Genomic DNA, 20,459 nt, shown 5'->3' on the forward strand with positions numbered 1-20,459 from the left:
AGACAAGGGATCCGATCGACTTACATTAAACTAAACGAACCACATTGTAAAGAAAGAGTGGGTAGAACCCACTCTAATCTTAACAACGTCACATTACATCTATAGATAATATAGCATATTCCTGAAAAATATTCAAGTTCGTTATCTGGCTTAGTTCCGCTGAGATTGAGCTAGAAAAGTGACAGTTGATTTTTCTCCTCCATCCCTTCTAAACAACCTTGTTGATCGAGGGTTTCAAGAATGGTTTTAGAGATGCGACTGCGCTCACGTAAATCTTCTTTTGAAAGGAACTCACCGGCTTCTCGCGCCTTCACAATATTTAAAGCTGCATTTGTGCCAAGGCCATCAATCGCATTAAACGGTGGAATTAAGTTATCACCATCCACCAAGAAATCGGTCGCACTTGATTTATATAGATCAACTTTATTAAACTTAAAACCACGCTCGTTCATCTCAAGAGATAGTTCTAACACAACGACTAAACTCTTCTCTTTTGGCGATGCATCGTTGCCTTTTTGATAAATTTCTTTCATGCGGTTCCGTATGGCATCTGAGCCTTTAATCATTGTCTCTACTTCAAAATCACTTGCACGTACAGTGAAATATGCAGCGTAAAACAAAATTGGATGATGTACCTTAAAGTAGGCGATACGAATAGCCATAAGGACATAAGCAGCCGCGTGTGCTTTAGGAAACATGTATTTAATTTTACGACAGGAATCAATGTACCAATCTGGCACATCGTTTTTTTTCATCTCAACAACCCACTCATCTTCAAGCCCTTTGCCTTTTCTGACCGCTTCCATGATCCGAAAGGCCAGTGATGCTTCCACACCTTTATGCATAAGATAGACCATGATATCATCACGACAACCAATAACATCAGCAAGTTCACAAATCCCTTTATTGACTAACTCTTGTGCATTTCCGAGCCACACATCAGTCCCGTGTGATAACCCAGAAATAATCAACAATTCAGCAAACGTCTTTGGATTTGTATCTTCTAACATTTGTCGAACAAACTTCGTCCCGAATTCTGGCACACCAAGCGTTCCTGTTCCACACATAATTTGGCTCGCGTCCACACCTAATACTTCAGGTGAAGAGAAAATTTTCATGACATCCGCATCATCAATGGGAATATCTTCTGGGAGAATGCCGCTCAAATCTTGCAACATACGGATCATTGTTGGATCATCATGGCCAAGAATATCTAATTTTAATAAGTTATCGTGAATCGAATGGAAATCAAAATGGGTTGTTTTCCATTCTGAGTTGCGGTCATCTGCTGGAAATTGAATGGGTGTGAAATCATAAATATCCATATAATCTGGTACAACGATTATCCCACCTGGGTGCTGACCTGTGGTTCGCTTTACTCCGGTACACCCCTGAACCAATCGATCAACTTCAGCATTTTTAATGTGTAATCCATTATCTCCTGCATAGCCTTTCACATAACCATACGCAGTTTTGTCAGCAACAGTTCCAATCGTACCTGCTCGAAAAACATAGTCCTCACCAAATAACACTTTGGTGTAATTGTGAGCTTTAGCCTGATAATCACCTGAGAAATTTAAATCAATATCAGGAACCTTATCCCCTTTAAAGCCTAAGAAGGTTTCAAACGGAATATCCTGTCCATCTTTTTTATAAAGCGTACCACACTCCTCACAATTTTTATCTGGTAAATCAAAACCACTTGCATACTCACCCTTAGTGAAGAAATGGTGATGACGGCATTTCGGACAAACATAGTGTGGCGGTAATGGATTTACTTCCGTGATTTCTGTAAAGGTTGCAATTAATGATGAACCCACAGACCCCCTTGATCCTACTAAGTAGCCATCTTCTAATGATTTTTTAACCAGCTTTTGTGAAATCAAATAGATAACCGCAAAACCGTGACCGATGATACTTTTTAGTTCTTTCTCCATCCGATTCACAACGAGCTCTGGCAGTTCATTTCCATATAGGTTATGAGCAAATGCATAACTCATCTCTCGGATTTCTTGATCGGCACCTTCGATGTTAGGTGTGTATAACTCTTCTTTAACTGGTGTAATCTCTTCGATGTCATCCGCTAATCTATTTGTATTGGTCACAACGATTTCTTTCGCTTTTTCTTCACCTAAGAAGGCAAAACAATCAAGCATTTCGTTAGTCGTTCTAAAGTGCACATCGGGTAATGGTTGGCGACTCAACGGGTTGCCGTTTTGAGATTTTATTAAGATTTGACGATATATTTTATCACGCTCATCAAGATAATGCGCATTCCCCGTGGCAACACACGGTTTATTTAATGCCTCAGCGAGCTCGACAACATTTCGAATGATATCATATAGCTGCGCTTCATTTTGAACCAGTTCTCGATTGATCAGCGGGGCAAAGTTCTCTGGTGGTTGCACCTCAATATAGTCATAATATTTCGCTACTTTTATTGCCTCATCTTTTGATTTTTGCATCATTGTCTCAAACACTTCACCTTTATCGCAACCAGAACCAACCAAAATCCCTTCACGTAGTTCTGTTAATTTTGAGCGTGGGATTCGTGGTACGCGATAAAAATAATCAATATGACTTAAAGAAATCAATTTAAACATATTTTTAAGACCTGCTTGTGTTTGCGCTAGTAGGGTTGCATGGTGTGGACGAGCACGTTGATAAGCATTTCCTTCACCCATGTGTTGATTAAACTGATTGTGATTTAAAATATCACGTTCAGCAGCTTCTTTAACCAATTTCCACATTAAATATGCTGTAGCTTCCGTATCATAAATAGCACGGTGATGCTGGGTTAATTCTATGTTGTAATATTTACACAATACATTTAGGCGATGACTTTTGAGTTGCGGTAGAATAAAGCGACCTAATTCTAGCGTATCGATCACTGGGTTCATCGCTTCTTCAATCCCTGCTTTTTGAAAGCCTTGATTAATAAATCCCATATCAAAGCTAGCATTATGGGCAACAAGAATATCCTCACCAATCCATGCTTTAAACTCAGTTAAAACCTCTTCTACTTCTGGGGCATCTTTTAACATGTCATCAGTAATCCCCGTTAGATCAATAATCGTTTGTGAGAGGGGTTGATGCGGATTGCTAAAACGTTCAAAGCGCTCAACAATTTCGCCTTCTTTCACGCGTACAGCTGCAAGTTCAATGATCGTATCATATACTGCGGACAGACCAGTCGTCTCAACGTCAAATACGACGTAATCCGCTGTTTCTAGATGGATGTCCCGGGCATTGTAAGCAATCGGTACCCCATCATCAACAATATTGACTTCAACCCCATATAACATCTTGATTCCATGCTTTTTACTAGCGCCATGCGCCTCTGGAAATGCTTGTGCGCCGGCATGATCTGTAACCGCTACTGCTTTATGGCCCCACTTTGCAGCTTGTTCAACCAGTGCAGATACCGACATAACCGCATCCATTTGACTCATTGTTGTATGGGCATGTAATTCAACACGTTTTTCATCATCTGCGGCCGTATCTTTACGACTTGCAACAGCTATCTCATTCAAGTCATTCATCATCATTGTTAATTCATTACTAAAAGTATCGGTCTGAATCGTTCCTCTAACTTTTACCCAAAGACCTTTTGTCACACTTTTAAACTTATCTTTGTCTTTATCATCACGGGAAAACATTTTGACACTAAACGAATCCGTATAGTCCGTGATTTTAGCCATCAATAAATGACGCCCAGAACGCAATTCTCGTACCTCGACATCAAAGATGTATCCTTCAAAGACAATCCGTCGATTTTCTTCTGTTATCGACGCCATCGTAAATGGCTCTTCTTTTATCGGATAACCAATCATAACTGGCTCATCGGTCATTTCTTTAGGTTTTTCTTTTTGCATTTTCTGTTGATCTTCCATTGCTTTTTTAACGAGCAATTGGTCTTCCATCGCTTTTTGTTCTCTAAACTTCGTGACATCTTCTGTTTTCACTTCTGTCTGACATTCAACACGCCACGTAGGTAAACCAAATTGTTGACAATAAGCTTTAAAACTTACATTAAAGCGCTGATTCAGAATAGTACGCTCGGTATCATTTCGCGTTTTCAAAATCAACTTTTTATTATCTATAACCGGTTTCTGTTGCTCAATCCAGTCTTTATATCCAGGCGAGAGTTGATTCGACTGGCTTAAAAAGTCGTTCCAATAACTACACATTTGTTCATCTTCTATTGTTAAGTCGGCTGACTTAATCGTAAAATCCACGGTTGCAATGGATTGAAATGTCTCTTGTAATTTAAGGCGTAATAATCGAAAGATATGAATTGGAAGAATGATTGGAAAGTGAAAGTGAAAAACCCATCGTTTTTCTTGTTTATATACCTCTAACTTCTCCAAACTCGCTTGTTTGAAATACGTTTGCTGATCAACACTATCCATCTTGATCTGTTCAAGTAATATTTTCATTTTGTCTTGATTCGTTACTGTCATCGCTTGACCTCCATCAAAATAGAATGGTAAACCCTTGTCTTTAGTTAAGACAAGGGTTACGGGTTACACTATTACCACTCTTGCTTTAATACCTTAAATAAATCATTAACAGCCACATCGGACTGTTCACCTGTTTTACGTACCTTAAACTCAACGATCGCTTCACCAGCTTTATTTCCAACCGTTACCCGAAGTGGTAACCCAATTAAATCACTATCAGCAAATTTCACACCAGCACGTTCAGCTCGATCATCATAAAGTACTGAATAGCCAGCAGCTCTAAGGTCTTTGTATAAGCGCTCACCTAATTCCGATTGTTCTTCCTTTTTAGTGTTTAAAACGAGTAAGTGTACATTAAATGGCGCGACAGCTTTAGGCCAAACAATGCCACGGTCATCATGATGTTGTTCAACAATGGCTGCCAAGGTCCGTGAAACACCGATACCGTAACAACCCATTGTCATCACCGCACTACGACCTTGGTCATTTAAGAAATCCGCGCCCAGTTTTTCAGCATAAAATTTACCAAGTTTAAAGACTTGACCGATTTCAATTCCTTCAGCAAATTTAATCACACCTTTGCCGTCAGGTGAAGCATCTCCCGCTTTAATAAAGCGAACATCTTCATAAGTAAATGTTCCAAAATCACGGCTAGGGTTTACGTTCGTATAATGATAGCCATTCTCATTTGCACCACACACTGCATTTCCGACCGCTTTAAGGGCAACATCACAAATCACCTGCACATCACCACCGACAGCGATTGGACCTAATGATCCGAAGTTAGCGCCAACGACTTCAAGTGCTTCGACTTCAGTTGCCATCGTTAACGTATCAACTTTTAATAAATGCTTCAACTTAATTTCATTTACATCATGATCGCCTCGCGTCACGACCATCACATACGTATCATCCGCTTTAAATAGCAATGATTTTAACCCTTGTTCAAGTGTTATGTCGAAGAAATCACACACCTCCTGCATCGTCTTCTGATCAGGTGTTGCTTTCTTCTCTAAAGGCAGTTGTTCTGTTGTACTTGCCGTATAGTTATCCAATACTTCAGCCATTTCAATATTTGCTGCATACTCAGATTCAGTAGAAAAGGCTATGGTATCTTCACCAACTTCTGATAAAGCCATAAATTCATGGGTATCTTTCCCCCCCATTGCACCAGAATCAGCGATGACCGCTCTAAAATTCAAGCCTAACCGTGTGAAAATTCGGCTGTACGCCTCATACATCGCTTGATAACTTTCGTCTAAACTCTCATCCGTCGCGTGGAAAGAATAGGCATCCTTCATAATGAACTCCCGACCACGAAGTAAGCCAAATCGTGGGCGACGCTCATCTCTAAATTTCGTTTGAATTTGATATAACGTAATCGGTAATTTTTTATAGCTTTTTATTTCATCACGAACCATGCTAGTAACGACCTCTTCATGTGTTGGCCCTAGTACAAAGTCACGGTCATGACGGTCTTTTAGACGCATCAATTCTGGTCCCATCTTGTCCCAACGTCCTGATTCTTCCCATAGCTCTTTGGCTTGGAGGGCAGGCATCAATACTTCATTGCCACCAATGGCATCCATTTCTTCGCGGATTACCGTTTCTATGGTGTTTAAAACTTTTTTGCCTAATGGTAAAAAGCTATACACCCCAGAGAAATTTTGACGAATGTACCCAGCCCGGAGCAACAATTGATGACTTTTTATATCTGCATCCGCAGGTACTTCTTTTAGTGTTGGAATTAACGTTTTACTTTGTCTCATTTTTATCCACCTTTTCTATGTTCAATTAAAAGAATAAGCGTTGCAAATCATTCCAGGTAACGATAATCATTAACAGCATTAGCAATGCGAAACCAACAAAATGAACCAAACCTTCTTTTTCTTGCGAAATCGGCTTGCCTCTTACTGCTTCTAGTCCAATAAAGATAAGACGACCACCGTCAAGGGCAGGTAAAGGCATTAAGTTAATGATTCCTAAGTTGACGCTCAAAGCGGCTGTCCATTGCATGAAATTCCAAAATCCAGTTTGAACAACTTGATCTGTAAAGTCATAAATACCCACAGGTCCCGACAACATATCAACAGAGAATTGACCGGTAATTAGCATACCTAAATTAACAAGGATCAGTTTAGACCATCGGTAAGTTTCTTCAAAACTATAGGGAATTGCTTTCAAAATAGATGTTTCCATCCCACGCATAACACCGATGCGGCCAATTTCTAAATCTTCTACTTGAGAAACATCTGGTGTTACCGCTGTATCAAAACTTCTATCTTCTCGTTTTACAGTAAGTTGAACCTCTTCACCGGGGCGTTCGGCGATTATTGTTTGGAATTCAATCCACCCAGTAATCGCTTCATTATTAATCGCAGTAATTTCATCGTTAGCCATTAATCCAGCTGCATCAGCGGGCGTATCATCAAGAACCTCTCCTAAGATGGCATCTTCTACAGGAATGCCATTAAATGCGCCAATCATAAAGAATAACACGGCGGTTAAAACAAAGTTCATAAATGGACCCGCAAAAAGTTGTAAAAAGCGTTTCGTTTTTGATTTTGAGGCAAATTGACGAGAATAAGGCGCAATTTGTGTTTTAGTTTCATTCATAACATAATTTGCATCTTCAGCAACACGATAATGTAGTGTTTCTTCTTCGCCAATCCGAGAAGCGTTAATATAAAGTTTATGATCTAAATCAGCATCAAGTACTTCGATTACTTCTGCGTTGGGATATTTTTCTTTGTGGTTAATGATAATATCTGTAACAGCTTGCTGTTCATTTAAAATTAAACCAATATGTTGACCAGGCTTTAAGTCGATAATCTCTGGGTCTTCTCCCGCCACACGTACATAACCACCCATGGGAAGGATGCGTATCGTATACAAGGTTTCTCCTTTTTTGATTGAGAAAATCTTTGGCCCGAAACCAATTGCGAACTCTCTAACTAACATCCCTGTCTTTTTTGCAACAATAAAATGTCCGAATTCATGGACAAAAACTAACAATCCGAACATTAATATAAACGCAATAATTGTGTTCACATGTATCTCTCCTTCATAAATTCACCACTAATACATTTCCCGTATCTGTTGCTACTGAATAAACTGTATAAAATATAAAAACGGAAAAACGAATAACCAACTATCAAATCGATCGAGAATTCCACCATGTCCAGGTAGAATATGTCCGGAATCTTTAACGACATAATAACGTTTAAAAGCAGACTCAACAAGGTCACCAATTTGACCAATCCCTGAACCTATCAAACTAACGAGTATCACAACGATAATAGAATCATGTACCGGGAAAATAAATTGAAAAACAAGTCCCAAAACCACAGCTAAAGCCATGCCGCCAATGGCACCTTCAATGGTCTTATTTGGGCTGATTTCCGGCCACAATTTCCGACGACCAAATGCACGACCTGAAAAATAGGCACCTGTGTCCGTCGCCAAAATGATGATGATTGCAAAAAAGATAAATTCTAATCCCGCGCGTTGTGCTTCAATAAAATAGTGAAACCCTAAACCAAGATAAATAGCTGTTAACAACATAAAACCAGCATCTTCAAAAGTGAATTTGTTTTTCACCAACACTGTATAGCTTAATAGTAATAAACTGACAAACAATAAAATCTCTTGTTGGTATTGCTTAATCCATTCAAAAGCATCAATCGATGGTACGAGTAGCACCCATAGTAACACCATTGAAAACATCATTGGTACTGGATAGTTTGTCATATCTCTCATTTTAAACAATTCATATAATCCAATTGCTGAAATAACAGCCATGATTGCGTAAAACGGCCATCCTCCAAAAATAACAAATGGGAAAAATAACAGAATTGCAGCGATTGCAGTAATAATTCTTGTTTTCATTATCTCATTCCTTTTTTGTTTCTTTTAACCCACCAAAACGCCGTTTTCTGAGCTGAAACGCATGTAGTGCTGCGCTAAATTCCGCTTCAGTAAATGCCGGCCAGTGGACGTCTGTAAACCAGAATTCAGTGTAAGCTAATTGCCACAATAAAAAATTGCTCAAGCGGATTTCTCCACTTGTTCGTATTAGCAAATCAGGATCTGGTAACTCCTTTGTAAATAAATGTGAATTAATAGTTGCTTCCTCGATTTCCGACGGTCTTAGGTTGCCGTTTTCCACTTGATGAGCAATCGATTGAACAGCGTTAACGATTTCTGAACGACTACCATAATTTAAAGCAATATTTAAAATCAGTCCTGTATTATTTGCTGTTTGATCAATCGCATATTGAACAGCTTTTTTCGTGTGTTTGGGTAGCGCATCAAAATGACCAATTGTTTTAACGCGGACATTTTCTTCTATTAGTTCTGGTAAATATACATTTAAAAACTCTTTGGGTAGTTTAAGTAAATATTCAACCTCGCTCTTTGGTCGTTTCCAATTCTCCGTAGAAAATGCATAAAGGGTTAATATTTCAATTCCTTCGCCACTTGCCATTTTTACAATGCGTCTTACATTATCCATTCCTTCTTTGTGACCGCGCATACGCGGGAGGCCTTGATCATTTGCCCAACGACCGTTACCATCCATGATGATTGCCACGTGTTTAGGCACAACTTCGATGGTTGCATCAGACTCATATGTTATTTTATTTCGTTTGAACGGCCATTTTATAAAAGACATATTGTTTTCCTCCACTTGTTCCGCTTCATAACGTTCTTATGTATTCATACCTTTTTACAGTTTATCATGTTATAGCTTTAGATTCACTATTAATAGTATAATTTTATCAAAACAATCTGATTAGAAACTTTCTCTTTGATCCCTTTATTAATGGCGATCTCTTTTAAAAAAGGAAACAGGTGTAGCATGTACGCTACACCTGTAATTAAACTAGAATCACACTTCTAAAATTTCTGCCTCTTTATCTTTGGTTAATTGATCAATCTTAGCAATAAATGAATCGGTTAATTCTTGCACTTCTTCTTGATAACCACGTAGATCATCTTCCGTTAAATCTCCATTTTTTTCATCTTTTTTCAAGTGATCATTTGCATCACGACGTACATTTCTTACTTGTACTTTTGCTTCTTCAGCAAATTTACCCACTACTTTAACCAATTCTTTCCGACGTTCTTCAGTTAATGCAGGTATCGCAATTCGAACAACATTTCCATCACTTGATGGTTGTAAACCTAAATCAGCTTTTTGAATCGCCTTTTCAATCTCTCCAATTGAAGATTTATCAAATGGCGAAATCATTAGCAAGCGTGCTTCAGGCACAGAAATTGTCGCTAATTGATTGAGTGGTGTAGCTGCTCCGTAGTAATCAACAAATACACTATTTAAAATTGCTGGGTTTGCACGACCGGCACGTACAGTAGCTAAATTCTTTGAATAAGATTGAACTGCTTGTTCCATTTTACTTTTAGCATCTTTAATGATTGCTTGTGACATCTTTATTTCCCCCTAATGATGGTACCGATATCTTCACCAGAAACGGCCCGTTTGATGTTTCCTTCTTCAGTAACTGAGAATACTAATAGAGGTATATCATTATCCATACATAGCGATGAGGCAGTTGTGTCCATGACGCCTAAGCCGTCATTTAACATTTTCATGTAAGTTATTTCTTCATATTTAACTGCAGAAAGATCCAGCTTTGGATCAGCAGAATAAACACCATCAACATTATTTTTAGCCATTAAAATGACTTCAGCATCAACCTCTGCAGCTCTTAATGCTGCGGTTGTATCAGTTGAAAAGTATGGATTACCTGTTCCAGCAGCAAAAATAACGACACGTTTTTTCTCCAAATGACGAATCGCTCTTCTTCTAATATATGGTTCAGCAACTTGGCGCATTTCAATCGATGTTTGAACGCGGGTCTCTACACCACAATTTTCAAGGCTATCTTGTAAAGCAAGTGAATTCATGACTGTCGCCAACATACCCATATAGTCTGCATTAGCTCGATCCATTCCCATTTCACTGCCTACTTTTCCTCTCCAAATGTTTCCGCCACCAACGACAACGGCAACTTCGACACCTAACTCGACGACTTCTTTTATTTGTTCAGCAATCGACTGAACAATTTTCGGTTCTAAACCGTAACCTTGTTCACCAGCCAATGCTTCACCACTAATTTTTAGTACAATGCGTTTATAACGTGCTGTGGTCATAATTACCTCCATTATGTAGAATTTAATTTAATTTTACACGACTTTTAATGATTAAACAATCCCATTCCATTGATTGCACCACTAAATTATTCATAGAAAAGGGAACACCATGTGCTCCCTTATCTTCTCATACCCTATTATTTTTTAACTTGATTCATAACTTCTTCAGCAAAGTTTTCTTGACGTTTTTCAATACCTTCGCCAACTTGGTAGCGTGTAAAGGCTTCGATTGTTGCGCCTTTTTCGCTTGCTAATTTTTTAACTTTTTGATCTGGGTCTTTAACGAAGCCTTGCTCTAATAAGCAAATTTCTTCGAAGAATTTACCTAAGCGGCCTTCAACCATTTTCTCAACGATGTTTTCTGGCTTTCCTTCGTTAAGTGCTTGTTGTTTTAATACTTCACGCTCTTTTTCAACTGTATCTGCATCAACCGCATCACGTGACACGAAACGTGGATTGATTGCAGCAATGTGCATAGCAATGTCTTTTGCGAAAGCTTCATCCGTTGTATCTTTCAGTACAGTTAAGACACCAATGTTCCCGCCCATGTGAATGTATGCACCAAATGCGTCATTATCAGTTTTAGCAGCAATTGCAAAACGACGTAGTGAAAGTTTTTCACCTATCTTTGCAATGTTATTGTTAATGAACGTTTCAACTGTTTCGCCTTCACCGTGCATAGGTTGTTGAAGTGCTTCTTCAACTGTAGCTGGTTTTTCAGCAAGGATGTGTGTAGCTAATTCCTTTAATAGTGATTTAAATTGGTCATTTTTAGTAACAAAGTCTGTTTCACAGTTCACTTCAATTAATACGGCATGGTTACCGTCAGTTAATGTGTATGCAGAACCTTCTGCTGCAATACGATCAGCTTTTTTAGCGGCTTTAGAAATACCTTTTTCACGTAGGTAATCAATTGCTTGATCCATGTCACCATCAGTTTCTTGTAATGCTTTTTTACAATCCATCATACCGGCACCTGTTTTTGCACGAAGTTCTTTTACCATAGTTGCTGTTACTGCCATCAATAATTCCTCCTTATAATAGATCTAACTCGTCATCTAATCCTTCAAAAAAGGTGATAAAAGGTTCCCCTCTTATCACCTTCGTAAACTTTACTCTTCTGAAGCTACTTCTTCTACCGCAGCTTCTTCTGCTGCCGCTTCTTCTTCGCCTTGTTTAACTTCTAAAATAGCATCTGCCATTTTTGATGTTAACAATTTAACCGCGCGGATTGCATCATCGTTAGCTGGGATCACGTAATCAATTTCATCAGGATCACAGTTCGTATCAACAATACCTACGATAGGAATATTTAATTTGTGTGCTTCCGCTACCGCAATACGCTCTTTACGAGGATCAACGATAAATAAAGCATCAGGGATTTTTTTCATTTCTTTGATACCGCCTAAGAATTTAACTAAACGGTCTTTTTCTTTAAGAAGACCAACAACTTCTTTCTTAGGAAGTACTTCGAATGTACCGTCTTCTTCCATACGCTCAATGTCTTTAAGACGATTGATACGCTTACGGATCGTACCGAAGTTTGTTAATGTCCCACCTAACCAACGTTGGTTAATGTAGTATTGACCTGAACGAATTGCTTCGTCTCTTACTGAGTCTTGTGCTTGTTTTTTCGTACCCACGAATAATACTGTACCGCCGTTTTCAGCAACTTCTTTTACAAAGTTATATGCTTCGTCAACTTTCTTTACAGTCTTCTGTAAGTCGATAATGTAGATGCCGTTTCTTTCCGTAAAGATGTATTTTTTCATCTTAGGGTTCCAACGACGTGTTTGGTGTCCAAAATGTACACCAGCTTCAAGTAGTTGTTTCATTGAAATAACTGCCATGATTAAATTCCTCCTAATTGGTTTTTCTTCCTCCGTTTGTTTCATACGTGTGAAAAGACTTCATCATTTGATCAAGCACCCTTTTCACCATCCACAAACGTGTGTATTTAACACCAAGAGCTACTATATCATATTTATTGTTCTTGCGCAAGCGTTTAACTTAACTAAATCAGGACAACTTACCTTTTTAGTCAACTTGCTTCTTTTATTTTTGAAACTTAATTGTAAGTTCGACTTCGGTTTTGCCACGATTAAGCGCTTTGGCAATCGTCGCCACCGATTCGCCACGCTGATAACGTTCCAATACTTCAGCTTGAAAGGACTTTTTAAATGTAGGACGTTCATTCATATCAACGGAATCACTCAATGGTTGATAATTTGATTCTGCTTCGGTATTATTTCCAACTTCTTTTTCAGACCCTTCACTTTTTCTCAGCTTTATCTTTTCTGGAACTGAAACAGGTGTCGTATCTGTTGCTATCGTCCTTACTGAGTCGGTCTCAACGTTCGCTTTTTTATTAGGCTGATTTATTCCTTTTCCCTTCAATTGTTCAATGAGTCGGTCATTTTCTTCCCGCATCTCAACTAAATACACAGCCAATAATTCCTCTATCTCTTTCTTTTCTTTCACCACTTCTGCTTGCTCCACTTGTAAGCGATCAATCAAACCACGATAATGTCGTAATATAATAAAGGTGAGTACATGTACAATGAAACTAAACAGTATTAAAAGATATTCCATATCCATCCCTCTCATCCATTAATATCAACACGATGACCTAAATAAGGATGATATTGTTTGATTTGTTTCTTTTTTTCTTGTTGCTCTTTGTCGCCTTGATGCTCATGCTGATTATCTTTATGCTCTTTATCTTTGAGCAAGCGGTCTTTTTCTAAATCATTAACAGAATGTTCCAACACTGCATTTTCAGCCTTCGCTTCTTTACTAATCATATTTTGCATAAATTGTCCGCGTTGTTGCATTTGTTCCTGGATTTTCCCCGCATCTTGTGTTCGCGGTAAGGCAACTTGCATTTCAACAGCTTTCCAACTCATATATAATCAGCTCCTTAAAGCGGTGTGATTTTTATTTCTCCGTCTTGAATATATACTTGTGTGAATTTATACTCTTTGTTTGTGGTTTGTTGATATTTACCGAAACATAAGTCGACATTTGGATATATGGTTCCTTTGGCAATTAATCGCGCACGGTTTTCATCGCCTAATTGAACATGAAGGCCCTCAATTTGTTCATTAATTTTTTCGAGTTTTCCTTCTGTTACCTGCATCGTGTTTTTTTGTTTTAGTAAAAATACCCGTTCTTTAGAAGATAAACCACCACCTACCTTAGCTTTCATTTCAAGCGCTTGACCTAATTTGCTAAGTTTAGTAATTTCTGCTTCTAAAGACTCCCTTGCTTGAATAAGTTTCCCCTCAAGTTGGTAAGCTTTACTGTCAATCCCAATTGCTACTTCTGTTCTCGTATCCATCTTATTACCGATATCCTTCGCTTCAATAGTAATTCCACCTGAACAGACACCACCAATAATGTTTCCCGATAAACAATACACATGTTCTTTCGCCGTGCACTCACTGTGCATGATTGAATTCTTCACATGAATGCTGCCACCTGCTTCTAATTTTGCTTGGTTAACATAACCAATGGTAATATCGCCGGCAGCTTCTATCGAGCCTTTCTTTAAACCAGCAATGCCTTCTGATATAACGACAGAACCGCCAGCTTGAATGTGCCCTGCTTCTACAAGTCCATATATCTGCACATCACCATCAGCTATGACCTGATACCCGGCAGGAACATTCCCACGAATGATTACAGATCCAGAAAAATGAACATTCCCTGTCTTCATTGATAGATCTTCACTCAATTCATATGTATCATAGACATTAATTTTACTACCACCCACACTTAGCTTCCCAATAGCTTCACTATAAAAAGATTGATCCTCTTCATCATAGTGAACGTTTTTTCCTGCCTTATATCGTACTGCTTTTCCCTTTTTAGCAGGTAGAGGTTTCCCAGTTACCGTATGACCCTCTTCTCCTTCAACCGGATCAATAATCACAGCAATCTTTTCACCTTCGGCAACCGATGGAATCTTTTTAACATCTCTAAAGCTACGGCGTTCTTCAACTGAAAAATAATCATCCTGATCACTGACAAAATCAATCTTTCCATCAATTCCGTTAACTGCTTCTTTCCCTAAAGCAATAGTCATTGGGAAGTTCAACGGTTCATAACTTGAAATGACTTTTTGAACCGCCTCCTCGTCGATGCCAAAGTTAACTTTTTCGTTTTTTAAAAATGTCAATAATTGCTCTTTTGTTATAGCGTCTGCATCGTATTCATCTCTCAATTGTAACGATGCTCGCATTAAATCCTCAGCGATTAATAACTCAAATATTTCTCCTAAGTCTGGCATAAGATCGGCTCCTTCATTCCTTTACATCACGTATTTAGGACTCAATATAACCACGTAATTTAAACACAGCTTGTTTATGAATTTGTGAAATGCGCGAGGTCGTAAGTGTAAGCACTTGACCAATTTCAGTAAAGGTTAATTCATCATGGTAGAATAAACTAACAACCAATTGCTCATTTTTATTTAACTGCTTTATAGCATTCGCCAAATCTTGATAATTTTCCTGCTTCAAAATCGAATCTTCGGGGGTTAATTGCTGATTATCAATTACCGAATGACCGATCCCTTCTTTAAAATCTTCATTTTGATCTTTTGCTTTTTCTTCAATCGAGAGCAAGTTAGAAAAGAGCTGATCTTTGACACTATCTTCAACGTCACTAACGGCAACATCTAAGTACTCAGCAATTTCCTTGACCGTTGGTTCCCGTTGTAACGTTTGCAATAAATGTTGTGCCGCCGTTTCAATTTTTTTGGTCCGATCACGTGATGATCGCGGCAACCAATCTTCTTTTCTTAGCCCATCAATAATTGCCCCCCTAATTCTAAAGGAAGCATATGTATCAAATTTTAAATCCCGTGCGGGTTCAAACTTTTTAATTGCATCATATAAACCTAAAAGCGCCAGGCTTTTAATATCATCACGTTGGACGCTTTTCGGTAAATGGACACTGACACGCTGAGTATGGTAGTCAACTAAATACATATAAAAAGAAACGAGCCGATTGGCTACGTCTGTTTCATGCGTCGTAATCCAATCCTGCCACAATTGTTCTACGTCGATGTTTTCTGTATCCATCCCAATCGCCTCGCTTTCTCACATTATATCTCTTTCGTTCCTTTGTTAACCGTACGAACACTGAGCATCGAATTTTCTGTTGAAAATTCAATTGTTCGTCCACTACTTCCATGGATATCTTCGCTTAGAATAGGAATACGTACTTCAGCTAAGAATGCTTTAACTGCTTCGACATTTCTAGCACCTACACGCAACATATCATTTGAAGAGCTGAAAGCGAACATTTGTGCGCCTCCAGCGATTTTTGCTTTCAAAGCAAATCTTCGAGCACCTTGTTTAATGAGTGTATCCACCAGAATGGGTAAAGATGTGTCAGCGTATTTATGCATATTTAAATTTTCTTGCTTAGCTGACTTTGAATCAGGTAACATGACGTGCGCCATTCCTGCAACTTTAATATTAGGGTCATAAATCACGACGCCAACACAAGACCCCAATCCTGATGTCCGTAAATGGTCAGCGTCCCTCGCAAACTGTAAGTCTGCGATGCCCACTTTTATAATATTGTAAGTCTCTGTTGTCATTGGTCACTAACACCCAGCTTACTAAATATTTTATCGAAGGAGTCTGGATCAGGCAATAAGAAAAAGTGCCCCTTTATCGGATCAGTATCATCACGGTGATCATCAATCATCGTATCAATTACAATTGCAGAGTCACTAACCTGTGATAATTCTAGTAATCCTTCAGCAAGAATTGCTCCAGCCATGTCAACCGTAAGGATAGGGATTGAGGGCTGCATAAGGATATTGATAAAATCTGAGAGTGCTGATAAATAAGATCCAGCAAGAATATTACCGATTTCTTGTAAAGCAGACAGCCCCATTTCATTGTTATCCTCATCTGTTACTGAAAAATCTTCAATTCCCGTCAACTGGCGAACAAAAGCATTCGCTTCCCTTGGTGAGAGAATGAAAAACATATTACCTGGTGCTTCACCTTCGATTCTAAAAAACACTGCAGTAATCAATTCTTCAGGACCACCGACAAGCTCCATCATCTCATCATAATTGACAACCCGTACCGAAGGTACGTACATATCTATTTTTTGGTTTAACATTTTAGAGAGAGCTGTCGCTGCATTTCCAGATCCAATGTTACCCACTTCTTTTAAAGTATCTAATTGAAATTGTGTTAATGATTCGAAATATGCCAAATCATTCCACCTACCTTGTTGTTTCTTTTGCTTTTTGTTTAAATAGATCCGTCGAAAGAATCTCGTCAATATCCAATAGAATAAGTAATCGTTCTTTATACTTACATACACCTTCAATGTAATCAATTTTCACTGACCCTACCGTCTCAGGTGCTGGTTCAATTGATTCTGTCGGAATATCTATGACATCATAAGCAGCATCGACAATTAAACCTACATCCATATCATTATGTTGAATAATAATGGTACGCGTTGCATCTGTATACTCTTTGACTTCAAAAGAGAACCGTTCTCTCAAATCAATGATTGGTGTGACAACACCTCGCAGGTTTAAAACACCCTTCACAAATACCGGTGCACCCGGGATACGAGTAATCGGCATCATTCGTTCAATTGCACCGACTAAGTCTACCGGCAATGCATATTCTTCATCATTTAGTTCAAAGACAATCGATTTTAAAAATTCGTTAGCCATGTTTTCTCTCCCCCTACTTAACTAGTGCATTTGTATCAACAATTAATGCGACTTGACCATCACCTAAGATGGTAGCACCAGAAATTGCAAATATATCGGTCAAATAATTTCCTAATGATTTCAAGACCACTTCTTGTTGACCTATAAAGCTATCCACAATTAAACCTGCCATCTTTTCACCTTGTCTGATGATGACCACAGATAAGAAATCATCTTCATCAACTTCACCAGGTACATCAAAGACCTCAGTAAGTGACACGAGCGGTACCACTTTCCCTCTGAAATCAATCACTTGACGGTTGTGTGCACGCATAATATCTTTTTTGTTTACAATCGCTGTTTCTATGATTGAAGACAACGGTACGGCAAATTTCTCATTTTTCACTTCAGTCAACATGACTGAAATAATCGATAAGGTAAGTGGTAACTGAATAAGGAACGTTGATCCTTCATTATAAGTTGAATCAATCGTAATCGAACCACCTAAAGACTCAATGGTGTTACGAACGACGTCAAGACCAACACCACGACCAGAAATATCTGAGATTGTATCTGCTGTAGAGAAGCCAGATTCCATGATCAATTGATACACTTCTTGATCACTATAAGCTTTAGATTCCTCTAAAGTTAAGACGCCATTGCTGATTGCTTTTTTCAAGACTTTTTCACGATCAATTCCAGCACCATCGTCTTTAATTTCAATAAATACGTGGTTACCTGAATGATAAGCATTAAGTTTTAAAATTCCTTGTTCAGGCTTACCTTTTTCTTTACGTACTGCTGGTGTTTCCACCCCATGATCCAATGCATTTCTAATCAAGTGAACGAGAGGATCACCGATTTCATCAATAACTGTACGATCAAGCTCCGTATCGGCGCCGAAGATTTGTAAATCTACATCTTTCTTCAAATCTTTCGTTAGTTGTCGCACCATGCGTGGGAAACGATTAAAGACTTGATCAATAGGTACCATGCGCATGTTTAAAATTATATTTTGCAAGTCACCAGAAATCCGAGACATATGCTCAACCGTTTCTTGTAATTCGTTATTTTTCAAACTTTGTGAGATTTGCTCTAAGCGCCCTCGATCAATAACAAGCTCCTCGAAGAGATTCATTAATGCGTCCAAACGATCGATATTTACCCGAATCGTTTTCGTGCTAATTTGAGATTTCTTCGCTTCTTGTTCTTCAGGTTTTTTCGTCTCAGTTTGCTTAATTTCTGCATCCGCATCAACCGTATCATCTGATTCGTAAGTATCGATTTTTAAGTCATTGACAATGACATCTTCAACTTCAGAAACCTTCATCACTTTTTGTTTTACTTCATCTGCTTCATCTTTTGTTACAAGAATAATGGTAAAATCAAACTCGAAGTTTTCATCTTCCAATTCCGTCACTGTCGGCGTAGATTTAATCACTTCGCCAATCTTTTCAAAGATCTCAAAAACCATATATACTCGTGCTGCTTTTAATAGACAAGTTTTTTGAAGCTGGACAGTAACTTCATAATTATGAAACCCTTTTTCGTGTGATTGCTGCAGAACGGTTAATTCAAATTGATCTAGTTCTGTTTCTGTCGATGTACTAGCAGCCGACTTTTCTTCTGCTACTGGTGCAGAAGTGTTTACAGGTGCTTCGCCTTTTTCCATTGACTCAAGTTGAGAAACAAGTGTTTTAACATCTTTTTTACCTTCTCCACCATCAATAATATCAAGTACCATTGCTTCCAGTGCATCAACGGCTTCAAAAATAACATCGACCATGGGTGAAGTCAATTTAACTTTTTCATTACGAATAGCATCTAAGACATTTTCCATTTTATGTGTTAAGTCAGCCAGATCTTGGTAGCCCATTGTCGCCGACATACCTTTAAGCGTATGCGCAGATCTAAAAATTTCATTAACAATCGCTATGTTGGCAGGATCTTTTTCAAGCTCCAACAAATGGTCATTTAAAGCTTGAATATGTTCTTTACTTTCTTCAATAAAAACGTCTAAGTATTCATTCATTTCCACTTTATTCACCTCGTGCTTTCAATTGGTTAACAATCTCAGTAGCAATATTCGGAAGTTCAACGACAGCATCAACAAGCTTTGTTTTTTCTGCAGCTTGCGGCATACCGTAAACAACACATGTTTCTTTCGCTTCAGAAATAACGATTGTGTTTGCTTTTTTCTTTTTCATTTCAATAATTCCATTTGAACCATCTGCACCCATCCCGGTCATTATAACCCCAATCAGTTGTTTTGATTTCAGTTCAGCAAGGGATTCAAATAACACATCCACTGCTGGTTGATGCCCATTCCGATTATCTTCTTTATTAATGTTTACACGTGGGCCTTTATACGTATCAACAATTCGGAACTGAAATCCACCTGGTGCAATATAAGCTGTGCCATTTACTAAATATTCTCCATCTTCAGCTTCTTTCACTGAAATCTCAGATAACTGATCTAAACGATTAGCTAAAGATTTAGTAAACCCAGCTGGCATGTGCTGAACAATGACTACGGGTGCGGGAAGATTTTTCGGTAAATGGGTCACTACTTGTTGCAATGCACGCGGTCCCCCTGTTGATGTGCCTATTCCTATTAATACATTTGATGATTGCGTCGATACGTGTGGGTATTCTTTATTTATAATAGGTTTTGGAATACGAACGACAGGGTTCTTAACAATTGGTTTTTTAATTTGATCCATCTTTACGACTGAAGCTTCTAAGACCTTACTTATTATTTCGTCTTCTTTCTCATGAATGTTTAGCGAAATGGACCCAGAAGGTTTTGGAATAAAGTTAACAGCACCTAATTCCATTGATTCTAAAGTCTTATCTGCCCCTTCTTTAGTTAAACTCGAAAGCATAATGACTGGTCTTGGAAAGTCCTTCATAATGTGCTTAAGTGCCGTAATCCCATCCATCACAGGCATTTCGATATCTAAGGTTACAACATCAGGATTAAACTCTCGGATTTTGTCTAGAGCATCTTGACCATGTCTTGCTGTAGCGATTACATTGATTTTGATGTGGTTTTCCAAGATGTTTGAAATCATTTTTCTCATAAATGCTGAATCATCAACTACAAGAACTTTTATATCGTTCATGGT

General features: G+C 38.4%; 18 protein-coding genes. All 18 read right to left on the reverse strand.

Translation table 11 applies throughout. The features are described 5' to 3' along the window. Positions 1-170: 170 nt before the first annotated feature. The 18 genes from DES38_RS01820 to DES38_RS01905 all read right to left on the reverse strand — a co-directional run bounded on the left by DES38_RS01820 (position 171) and on the right by DES38_RS01905 (position 20,456). Positions 171-4,463: a PolC-type DNA polymerase III gene (locus tag DES38_RS01820; RefSeq protein WP_110250376.1), complete on the reverse strand. Its 4,293-nt coding sequence runs from the start codon at positions 4,461-4,463 to the stop codon at positions 171-173. Between the two features lie 71 nt (positions 4,464-4,534). Further along, positions 4,535-6,232 (reverse strand): proline--tRNA ligase, encoded by a 1,698-nt coding sequence (locus DES38_RS01825; RefSeq protein ID WP_110250377.1) that lies wholly within the window; start codon positions 6,230-6,232, stop codon positions 4,535-4,537. Between the two features lie 25 nt (positions 6,233-6,257). Continuing rightward, entirely contained in the window at positions 6,258-7,514 is a 1,257-nt protein-coding gene (gene rseP, locus DES38_RS01830; RefSeq protein WP_110250378.1) for an RIP metalloprotease RseP, read from the reverse strand. Between the two features lie 51 nt (positions 7,515-7,565). Further along, entirely contained in the window at positions 7,566-8,351 is a 786-nt protein-coding gene (locus tag DES38_RS01835; protein WP_110250379.1) for a phosphatidate cytidylyltransferase, read from the reverse strand. Positions 8,352-8,355: 4 nt separating this feature from the next. After that, on the reverse strand, positions 8,356-9,135 hold the full coding sequence (locus DES38_RS01840; protein ID WP_110250380.1) for an undecaprenyl pyrophosphate synthase: 780 nt from the start codon (positions 9,133-9,135) through the stop codon (positions 8,356-8,358). 216 nt (positions 9,136-9,351) lie between these two features. Next, positions 9,352-9,909 (reverse strand): ribosome recycling factor, encoded by a 558-nt coding sequence (gene frr, locus DES38_RS01845; RefSeq protein ID WP_110250381.1) that lies wholly within the window; start codon positions 9,907-9,909, stop codon positions 9,352-9,354. 2 nt (positions 9,910-9,911) lie between these two features. Continuing rightward, positions 9,912-10,634, reverse strand: coding sequence for a UMP kinase (gene pyrH / locus DES38_RS01850; RefSeq protein ID WP_110250382.1), 723 nt, complete (start codon positions 10,632-10,634; stop codon positions 9,912-9,914). Between the two features lie 137 nt (positions 10,635-10,771). After that, positions 10,772-11,656: a translation elongation factor Ts gene (gene tsf, locus DES38_RS01855; protein WP_110250383.1), complete on the reverse strand. Its 885-nt coding sequence runs from the start codon at positions 11,654-11,656 to the stop codon at positions 10,772-10,774. 90 nt (positions 11,657-11,746) lie between these two features. Continuing rightward, positions 11,747-12,484 carry a 30S ribosomal protein S2 gene (gene rpsB / locus DES38_RS01860; protein WP_110250384.1) on the reverse strand — a complete coding sequence of 246 codons (738 nt, stop codon included), beginning with the start codon at positions 12,482-12,484 and terminating at the stop codon, positions 11,747-11,749. A 205-nt stretch (positions 12,485-12,689) separates the two neighbouring features. Further along, positions 12,690-13,226 (reverse strand): DUF6115 domain-containing protein, encoded by a 537-nt coding sequence (locus tag DES38_RS01865; protein ID WP_110250385.1) that lies wholly within the window; start codon positions 13,224-13,226, stop codon positions 12,690-12,692. Between the two features lie 11 nt (positions 13,227-13,237). Next, complete coding sequence (locus DES38_RS01870) at positions 13,238-13,540, reverse strand: hypothetical protein (protein WP_110250386.1); 303 nt, start codon at positions 13,538-13,540, stop codon at positions 13,238-13,240. Between the two features lie 14 nt (positions 13,541-13,554). Then, positions 13,555-14,925 carry a flagellar assembly protein A gene (locus DES38_RS01875; protein WP_110250387.1) on the reverse strand — a complete coding sequence of 457 codons (1,371 nt, stop codon included), beginning with the start codon at positions 14,923-14,925 and terminating at the stop codon, positions 13,555-13,557. Between the two features lie 34 nt (positions 14,926-14,959). Then, a complete protein-coding gene (locus tag DES38_RS01880; protein ID WP_110250388.1) occupies positions 14,960-15,721 on the reverse strand; it encodes a FliA/WhiG family RNA polymerase sigma factor in 762 nt (253 codons plus the stop codon). 23 nt (positions 15,722-15,744) lie between these two features. After that, the gene (locus DES38_RS01885) at positions 15,745-16,245 is read right to left on the reverse strand and encodes a chemotaxis protein CheD (RefSeq protein ID WP_110250389.1); all 501 of its coding nucleotides are present in this window, start codon (positions 16,243-16,245) and stop codon (positions 15,745-15,747) included. After that, complete coding sequence (locus tag DES38_RS01890; protein ID WP_110250390.1) at positions 16,242-16,877, reverse strand: chemotaxis protein CheC; 636 nt, start codon at positions 16,875-16,877, stop codon at positions 16,242-16,244. The genes DES38_RS01885 and DES38_RS01890 overlap by 4 nt, the downstream gene beginning before the upstream one ends. Positions 16,878-16,887: 10 nt before the next feature. Then, on the reverse strand, positions 16,888-17,352 hold the full coding sequence (locus tag DES38_RS01895) for a chemotaxis protein CheW (protein ID WP_110250391.1): 465 nt from the start codon (positions 17,350-17,352) through the stop codon (positions 16,888-16,890). Between the two features lie 13 nt (positions 17,353-17,365). Next, a complete protein-coding gene (locus tag DES38_RS01900) occupies positions 17,366-19,369 on the reverse strand; it encodes a chemotaxis protein CheA (RefSeq protein ID WP_110250392.1) in 2,004 nt (667 codons plus the stop codon). 1 nt (position 19,370) lies between these two features. Beyond that, on the reverse strand, positions 19,371-20,456 hold the full coding sequence (locus tag DES38_RS01905; RefSeq protein WP_110250393.1) for a protein-glutamate methylesterase/protein-glutamine glutaminase: 1,086 nt from the start codon (positions 20,454-20,456) through the stop codon (positions 19,371-19,373). Positions 20,457-20,459 lie beyond the last annotated feature (3 nt).

The organism is Streptohalobacillus salinus (genome assembly GCF_003201605.1).
Taxonomy (GTDB): Bacteria; Bacillota; Bacilli; order Bacillales; family Amphibacillaceae; genus Streptohalobacillus; species Streptohalobacillus salinus.

What these genes read in the sequence shown, in the direction of transcription:
- DES38_RS01840 (WP_110250380.1), bottom strand. Translation starts at nt 9,135, where the DNA reads ATGTCTTTTATAAAATGGCCGTTCAAACGAAATAAAATAACATATGAG.
- DES38_RS01870 (WP_110250386.1), bottom strand. Translation starts at nt 13,540, where the DNA reads ATGAGTTGGAAAGCTGTTGAAATGCAAGTTGCCTTACCGCGAACACAA.
- DES38_RS01825 (WP_110250377.1), bottom strand. Translation starts at nt 6,232, where the DNA reads ATGAGACAAAGTAAAACGTTAATTCCAACACTAAAAGAAGTACCTGCG.
- DES38_RS01835 (WP_110250379.1), bottom strand. Translation starts at nt 8,351, where the DNA reads ATGAAAACAAGAATTATTACTGCAATCGCTGCAATTCTGTTATTTTTC.
- DES38_RS01875 (WP_110250387.1), bottom strand. Translation starts at nt 14,925, where the DNA reads ATGCCAGACTTAGGAGAAATATTTGAGTTATTAATCGCTGAGGATTTA.
- DES38_RS01880 (WP_110250388.1), bottom strand. Translation starts at nt 15,721, where the DNA reads ATGGATACAGAAAACATCGACGTAGAACAATTGTGGCAGGATTGGATT.
- DES38_RS01895 (WP_110250391.1), bottom strand. Translation starts at nt 17,352, where the DNA reads ATGGCTAACGAATTTTTAAAATCGATTGTCTTTGAACTAAATGATGAA.
- tsf (WP_110250383.1), bottom strand. Translation starts at nt 11,656, where the DNA reads ATGGCAGTAACAGCAACTATGGTAAAAGAACTTCGTGCAAAAACAGGT.
- DES38_RS01820 (WP_110250376.1), bottom strand. Translation starts at nt 4,463, where the DNA reads ATGACAGTAACGAATCAAGACAAAATGAAAATATTACTTGAACAGATC.
- pyrH (WP_110250382.1), bottom strand. Translation starts at nt 10,634, where the DNA reads ATGACCACAGCACGTTATAAACGCATTGTACTAAAAATTAGTGGTGAA.
- DES38_RS01905 (WP_110250393.1), bottom strand. Translation starts at nt 20,456, where the DNA reads ATGAACGATATAAAAGTTCTTGTAGTTGATGATTCAGCATTTATGAGA.
- frr (WP_110250381.1), bottom strand. Translation starts at nt 9,909, where the DNA reads ATGTCACAAGCAATCATTAAAGATGCTAAAAGTAAAATGGAACAAGCA.
- DES38_RS01865 (WP_110250385.1), bottom strand. Translation starts at nt 13,226, where the DNA reads ATGGAATATCTTTTAATACTGTTTAGTTTCATTGTACATGTACTCACC.
- DES38_RS01885 (WP_110250389.1), bottom strand. Translation starts at nt 16,245, where the DNA reads ATGACAACAGAGACTTACAATATTATAAAAGTGGGCATCGCAGACTTA.
- rpsB (WP_110250384.1), bottom strand. Translation starts at nt 12,484, where the DNA reads ATGGCAGTTATTTCAATGAAACAACTACTTGAAGCTGGTGTACATTTT.